The 7,040-nt window shown below is 43.8% G+C and carries 7 protein-coding genes; 3 read left to right on the forward strand and 4 right to left on the reverse strand.

Annotated elements, in window-relative coordinates:
* Positions 1-546 precede the first annotated feature (546 nt).
* From F6K37_RS07915 to F6K37_RS07925, 3 genes are read left to right on the forward strand one after another with little or no spacing between them, the layout of a single operon-like run.
* Positions 547-1,449, forward strand: a complete 903-nt coding sequence (locus F6K37_RS07915; protein ID WP_008182953.1) for a hypothetical protein — start codon at positions 547-549, stop codon at positions 1,447-1,449.
* 37 nt (positions 1,450-1,486) lie between these two features.
* On the forward strand, positions 1,487-3,331 hold the full coding sequence (locus F6K37_RS07920; RefSeq protein ID WP_008182955.1) for a pentapeptide repeat-containing protein: 1,845 nt from the start codon (positions 1,487-1,489) through the stop codon (positions 3,329-3,331).
* Positions 3,312-3,551, forward strand: a complete 240-nt coding sequence (locus tag F6K37_RS07925) for a hypothetical protein (RefSeq protein WP_287249356.1) — start codon at positions 3,312-3,314, stop codon at positions 3,549-3,551. Before F6K37_RS07920 ends, F6K37_RS07925 begins: the two co-directional genes overlap by 20 nt.
* A 169-nt stretch (positions 3,552-3,720) precedes the next feature.
* Here F6K37_RS07925 and F6K37_RS07930 read toward each other — a convergent pair whose 3' ends face one another.
* The 4 genes from F6K37_RS07930 to F6K37_RS07945 all read right to left on the reverse strand — a co-directional run bounded on the left by F6K37_RS07930 (position 3,721) and on the right by F6K37_RS07945 (position 7,017).
* Positions 3,721-4,434: a DUF2259 domain-containing protein gene (locus F6K37_RS07930; protein WP_044492821.1), complete on the reverse strand. Its 714-nt coding sequence runs from the start codon at positions 4,432-4,434 to the stop codon at positions 3,721-3,723.
* A gap of 133 nt (positions 4,435-4,567) precedes the next feature.
* Positions 4,568-4,984 carry a helix-turn-helix domain-containing protein gene (locus F6K37_RS07935; protein WP_008182959.1) on the reverse strand — a complete coding sequence of 139 codons (417 nt, stop codon included), beginning with the start codon at positions 4,982-4,984 and terminating at the stop codon, positions 4,568-4,570.
* A 79-nt stretch (positions 4,985-5,063) separates the two neighbouring features.
* Positions 5,064-5,264, reverse strand: a complete 201-nt coding sequence (locus F6K37_RS07940) for a hypothetical protein (protein WP_287249359.1) — start codon at positions 5,262-5,264, stop codon at positions 5,064-5,066.
* A 301-nt stretch (positions 5,265-5,565) separates the two neighbouring features.
* On the reverse strand, positions 5,566-7,017 hold the full coding sequence (locus F6K37_RS07945; protein WP_287249361.1) for an MFS transporter: 1,452 nt from the start codon (positions 7,015-7,017) through the stop codon (positions 5,566-5,568).
* Positions 7,018-7,040 lie beyond the last annotated feature (23 nt).

Consider the following 7,040-nt stretch of genomic DNA (forward strand, 5'->3'; position numbering starts at 1 on the left):
AATAACGATACATAACCAAATACAGAATTTGTTTCTATAGGCTCTAGCCGGAAATGAGAACGAGGTTCAGTATGGCAAAAGTCCCTGCTGTTCACCGAGAAGCGCGGTTTCCGAGTATACGGGTAGCTGTCTCTATCGAGAAGAGTGTCCTACTTGGATACCACCACCTCGCCCTTAGGCAGGTGGTGGTGCTTCATATATTAAGATATATTAAATTGTCAATTAAATTGACATATTATACGAGACCGCTGCTAAAATAAATTGGGGGTCAGACCCTACATACTTTAATTGGGATTAAATGATATAATATGCATTTTATGATTATATCCCGATTAAATCACCTGCTTTGAGGCGATTTGCTAGCAACAAAGCCGCCCTCTTCAGTAAGCAGCAAGACTACCGCAATTTAACAGATCACTTATTGATGCAAAGCGCGAGTAGGGGTTTCTCCCAAGACCGCTTAGGTGCGCTTGACCCGTAATTAAATTCGCCACGGGTCGCACCTCTGCATCGCTTTACCCAATTTCTTGCTTGCAGCGGTTAAAGATGACCAATTACCCCTTAATTAATCTCTTACTACCAGCTGTAGTTATCTCCAGCACGATATTTTCTAGTTTGACCTTACCGTTTGTTTTCAACAAATCAAAACCAATCGTTGTTGAAGTTAAACCGTTTTTCAACGTCGAACTTAAACCTATCTTCCATGAAGACCATAAGGATTTAGCAATTCCTTATCTTGGCGTTGCCATCCTAGTGAGTGTGTTAGCTGGTCTTGGCACTGTTGAAGTGGGAAGGCAATGGCAAAAATACCAAGCATCAGTCAGAGAAAACAACAGACAACTCCTCCAGCAGATCCAATCCCTCAACCAAGCCGAATCCGAACCAGAGGATGAACCAGATGTTCCAGAATACCAACCAGATGTTTCAGCAATAGCTCTTACCCAGACCGATGATTGGGTCAGAGGTCGAGCACTAACTCCTCCTAACACTCAATCGTTTGCTGTTGAACAACCCTATGGTGTTGTTGCAACCAATAAAGTTATTCAGTTTAAACGGAATAGAGTAGCTCAAACTAGAGGGATGGCTGTAAATGCCAACCAACTCAAGTTTTACCCTGAATCCCAAAACAATAATTCAGTTCAACTCGGAGCTTCCCCTGTTCCTGCTCTTGCTCTCCTTCAGGATTTGGAATTATCCTCCAGTCATATTATTAAATCCCGTCAGGATTACCAAATCTGCTGGATTAACGTACCTCATTTAAGCAGACGCTTATTAGCCATTAACGTTGATGGTCAATACTACAGTTTTTTACGATTAGAAAAAACCCAAGAACAACTGATCGCTATCTTGTCTAAGGTAGCTGATCAGCTGGATAAAATAGTAATTACTCATATCGATAAAGGCTATGTAATTTGGAATTGGGAACAGGAGGTATTATCTAATAATTAATTTGGAATATTTTTAAATTTAAACTATCGTAAACAATATGAATACTGAGGACATTCAGTCACAATATTCTCTTGGGGAAAGAGATTTTAGTGGAGCTGACTTAAGTCAAGTCAACCTCAGCCAGGTAAATCTGGAACGGGTAGTTTTATGGCGAGCCGACCTGAGTCAAGCAATTCTTACTGGCACTAATCTCAGTAGCGCTGATCTCTGGGGAGCTAATTTGAGGGAAGCCGACTTAAGTCAAGCTGTTCTATGTGGTGCTAATCTGGGTCAGGCAGACTTGAGCGAAGCTATTCTACACTTAACTAACCTCCATACTACACTATACAATTTTTCCACTCAGTTTCCGCCAAATTTCGACCCTACCAAGGCAGGAGCTTATTTAATTGCCCCCGAGGCTTTACTAACAGAAGCTAAATTGAGTGGGGTAGATCTCAGTGATACCAATTTAAGCGGTGCGAATTTGACTAGAGCTGACCTGTGGAAAACTAACCTCAAAGGCGCTGATCTCAAACAAGCTAATCTAACCCGTGCTTGCTTGATTGGGGCTGACTTACAGGATGTTGACCTAACAGGAGCTAATTTGAGCCGCTCCAATCTGATGGGGGCAAACCTGAAGGGTGCTAAGCTTCTAAATGCAACCCTGAGCGGTATACTCTACGACGAAACCACTCAGTTTCCTGAAGATTTTGACCCAGTGAAGGCAGGAGCACATTTAATTGCTCCTGGTGTATCTCTACCAATGGCTAACCTGAGTCAGTCAAACCTCAGTGGCGTGGACTTAAGCGAAGCAGACTTATCCCAAGTTGACCTGAGTCAGGGTCACTTTTTTGGTATATCTTTGCTTAGAGCTAATTTAAGGAAAGCCAATTTAAGAGGAGTTCAATTCTGGGAAGCGGATCTACGAGAAGCCGATCTACAGGAAGCGGATTTGCGGGGAGCGGACTTATGGTTGAGCCTAATTAGTGGCGCGGATTTCAGGGGAGCAGATTTAAGGAGAGTTAACTTGTTTGGAGTAGATCTGTCGGCCACTAATCTCGAAGGGGTTAACCTCAAAGGAGCAATTTATAACCAACAGACTCAATTTCCTGAAGATTTTGACCCCACAGCCCATGGCGCATATCTCATTGCTCCGGATGTGTCTCTGTTTGGGCTAAATCTTCAGAGGGCTGACCTCAGAGGAGCTGACTTGAGTAGGGCAGATTTGAGCAAAGTCAGCCTGTTCGGGGCAGATCTTTTCTCGGTTAATCTCGAAGGAGTCAATTTGCTCGGAGCGCTCTACGATGAAGCCACTCGATTTCCGGAAGGGTTTGACCCCAGCCAACACGGAGCCTACTTAATTGCCCCCGGTGTATCATTTTCAGATCAAGAGTTAAGTGGGACTGATCTCGGGGGAGCTAACTTGAGTAAGGTAAATTTGCTTGGTGCAGATCTGCGCTGTGCTAATCTCGAAGATGCTAAATTTGAGCGATCGCTCTATAACCAAACTACTCAATTTCCGGAAGGGTTTGACCCTAGTAAGTTGGGAGCATATTGCATTGTGCCTGTTGCTTCCCTGTCAGGGAAAGATTTGAGTGGAGTCAACTTAGGAGGAGTTGACCTTAGTCAAGCTGACCTAAGTGGGGCTAATCTCAGTCAAGCTGACCTTTGGGGGGCAAACCTGAGTCAGGCAAACTTAGCAGGGGCTAATTTGACAGGTGCTGACCTGTTAGGGGCAAATTTAATTGGTGCTGACTTAACCAAGGCCACTCTAAGTGGTGCTAATCTCCATGGGGCACAACTTAAGGATGCTAAACTAGCTGGGGTAGACCTGAGTGATGTTGACTTGAGCAATACCTTTATCAGTGGGGCAATTATGCCTGATGGTACGCTTCACCGCTGAGCTGTTAGAAGGCAAAAGGCAAGCCTTCAGCTATCAGCTATCAGCTATCAGCTTATGCGCTACGCGCACGCTACGCGAACAGCTTATGGGGAAAGTCTCAGCGTCGTTCGCACAGCGTGGCCATTCGCGTAGCGTGGCCGAAAGGCCAAGGCCAAAGCCTGTGCCACAAAGCATCTCAAGTAGCGTGGCCAAGGGCTTTTCCCCAGACTTTAAATTCTGATTAATCTCGAACTATTAGGTGCGACCCGTGGCGAATTTAATTCTTAATGGGTCAAGCCCACCTTTAAATTATCATGTTTGCCCACGCTACGGAAGGTTTATTTTGAGCTGTTCGCGAAGCGTGAGCTTTTAGCTCACGGCTGACAGCTGACGGCTGAATGCTACGTAGTTTAGATGGGAAAACTCTGAACAAAGGTTGTCTGAAAGTCAGCGTTATAGGTGGCTTGGTGGAGATTGATCAGTACAACTATGTTCTGTCTATTGGGGGATAAACGAACTTCTCTGATGGAATATTTCCTGATAGCTTCACGGTAATTGTTCAGTTTACCTAGGGTCAGTTGGCGATAATTGTAATTCATGACTAGCTGCATTGAAGCCCGGTCTATATCAGACATTCCTCCAGATAAAACCGAGGGAATATAAATTTGTTCTAAACGAATCTCTAGTGGGTCTTTTTCTTTATCCACCAAGACCTTAACCGTCTCAGTGCCATTAGGTTCAATGGAACGCTCAATAATTGGCAGTTTTAGTCCTACTTTTAGTTGATTGAGTCCTAAGCTCCGTCTTATTCTTTGGGTTTTCCTTAGTAAGCTATCTTCAGCGTCTTTAGGAGTGAGATTGGAATCCGAGTAGTTATAGTTAGTTTCTAGACAACCCTTCTTGACACAAGCGTTAGTGGCTACATCGATAATTTGGATTTTGGCGGTAGGAACCTTTGTGACATGGTTTCTAGCACTTTCCAGATAAATATAGTTGCGGCTATCTACCGAAAAACCTGACAATCGACGATTGGTTTTGACAATAAGTGCTAATCCCTCCTCCCCAAGCAATAGTAGGAAGAAGCTAGCAATCAACAAACTTGAATATAAATAAAAGCGTTTCATCCGATCACCCATACCCTTTCGACTTCCCTAATCCTTTAATTGGTATTTTCCATACCAGTGAGGATGTTTCTCTGGAGTATAGCGTTTCCTAGTCTAATCAGGTAGATGTCTAGTCAGGTAAGCTGTTACCAAATCAAATAACTTTAAAATCAGAGATAGTCTCAATCCACACCCTTGCTCCACATTTGAGGGGATCATCGGGGCGATACATCACTCGACAGGGCCCATTGACTTCCACGGTATGACCATAAGTGTTTTGAGAGCCTCGTTTGACGGTAATCACAGGGTTGCGCTCTCCCGTCGTGAGATTTTTCCGAATTACCCTTTGATTAACATGAATCACAGCCTTAGTGTACTCTCTGCGCTTTGACCAGTTCCGCTTTGGACCGCGAGTGCCAGGAGTAACTACTGGCATGCCATCAAACAGAGGAATCACCCAAGTTCTACCCACTTTATAGGCTCCTTTCACTCTGCCTTTGCTCAGAAGGTAACGGACGCGAGTGGCGGAAACACCTAGTAAATCGGCGGCTTGTGCGGTAGAAATCATCATGGGTGGTTAACCATTGCGTTAACGATACTGTTAATATAACAGAATTTTGGAGAAGATGCAAGGAATAGGATTTTAGGTATTAATTACTAGGTCTAGGTGCAGGGAGCAGGGAGCAGGGAGCAGGGAAAAAATTCTGTATAGTGCGTTCGCTTTTAGCGTGGCCTACGGCCAATCGCGTAGCGGCTCTTTTGGAGCATCCCGTAGCGTGACCTATGATCAATCGCATTCGAGGCAAAGCGCCTCCGTTGGCAGTTTCCAAAAAACTATTGCATTGACGCATCAATAATGACTGTGGGTGGCCACATCAAAGTTAATTATTAGCTACAGTAAATGCGTTCGCGTAGGGTGACCTATGGTCAATCCCATTATCAGTCAAAGCGCCTAGTTCTGGGTTTCCAAAAAACTATTGCATTGGCGCACCGATAAATCCATAGGGGAGATAGTTTTTTGATAAAAGAATAATATCATGTCCGGATAATTAGTGATAAAAAACCTTCTGGGATTAAACCTTACTCTTTTACCTCCTTCTCTTCAATTTGCGCCTTGTGTAAGTATTCAACCGGACATGATATTAAAACTAATTAAGTGCCATTTATTTTTAGTCTTTGATTTTGCCGCTGCCATAGGAATCCACATATAACTAGCGCAATCACAAGAATGGCAGAGACAATGCGGAAACTTACTTGTTCTCCAAACACTAAAGCCTCAGCTGGCGCTGTTGTAACTGAAAATGGGGTGTCTACTTGGAGTTGGCTAGCAGATAAACGGGAAAACAGAATGCCAATCAGCGTTATACCCATAACCTGACCTAAGGCTCGTGAAAAGAACCAGAGTCCAGAGGCAACACTGAGATATTGTGGAGGTACGCTGCCCATAATGGCACTTTGGTTAGGGGGTTGGAACAAACCGTAACCGATTCCAAAGGGAATTATCCGCAATAAATAGCCCTTAACAGTCAACTCTTCGCTAAAGGTGCCGATCGCCAAACAGCCAATTAATAATAATGTCATTCCGATCGTACTAATGCTTCTTTCGCCAAAGCGATCTGCTAGGGAGCCTGCTACAGGGGCTACACATATTCCTAATATAGGGATGACTGCTATTAATAAGCCAACCTTTTGCTCTGAATAATGGTTAACTAGTTCTAGAAAAAAAGGCAAAATAAAAACGACTGCATTGACAAAAGTATAGCAAAATACGCTTAAAATTAGACTTAAACTTAATTCCAGGGTTCGGAATAAACTAAGGTTAAGCAAGGGTTGAGCAGATTTTTTCTGAGACAACAAAAAACTCACGAAACCAATTACCGCGACCGCCAGGAAAATCAAAGTTATATTACCACCTAAATCCCCTTCTTGTAAGCGCGTCATCCCGAGTAAAAAGCAGGTTAACGTTATCGCCAAAATCAAAGCTCCCCCAAAATCAAAATACTTTTGACCTGAATGACTGGTCCCCCCTGGAGCTAATACAATCACCAAGACCATAGCAATTAAAGAAATGGGCACGTTAATCAAGAAAGCTGAACGCCATCCCCAATGCTCTATGAGTAAACCGCCTAGCGTCGGTCCCAATGACACACCAGCCCAACCCGTACTAGCAACGATCCCCAAAGCGAATCCTCGCTTTTCATTGGGGAACACCTCAGTCACCATCGCAGGGGTTAGTACTGCAATAAACACAGCCCCAAGCCCCTGAAATATCCGTGCTGCAATCAATAAGTATATTGTGGTAGCGGTTCCACATACCAATGAACTTATGGCAAATGCTGTGAGTCCGATTATATAGAGCAATTTCTTGCGCCACATATCCCCTAATCGAGCCACACAAAGTACCAGGACTGCCAGCATTAGGGAATAACTTAGGGGAACCCACTCAACCGTAGCAAAATCGCTATGGAAATCTTCTACCAGTGTTGGCAAAGCCAAATTTACAATATGAACATCTAGGGAGAACAGAAATGTTCCTAAACTCACAGCCAATAAGACCCACCATTCTTTAGAGATAGCTGTTTCACTGGCTTCTTTACTTTTCATCTGCTCTCACAAATAGTTATTTT

Origin of the sequence: Moorena sp. SIO4E2 (genome assembly GCF_010671945.1) — a bacterium.
GTDB lineage: Bacteria > Cyanobacteriota > Cyanobacteriia > Cyanobacteriales > Coleofasciculaceae > Moorena > Moorena producens.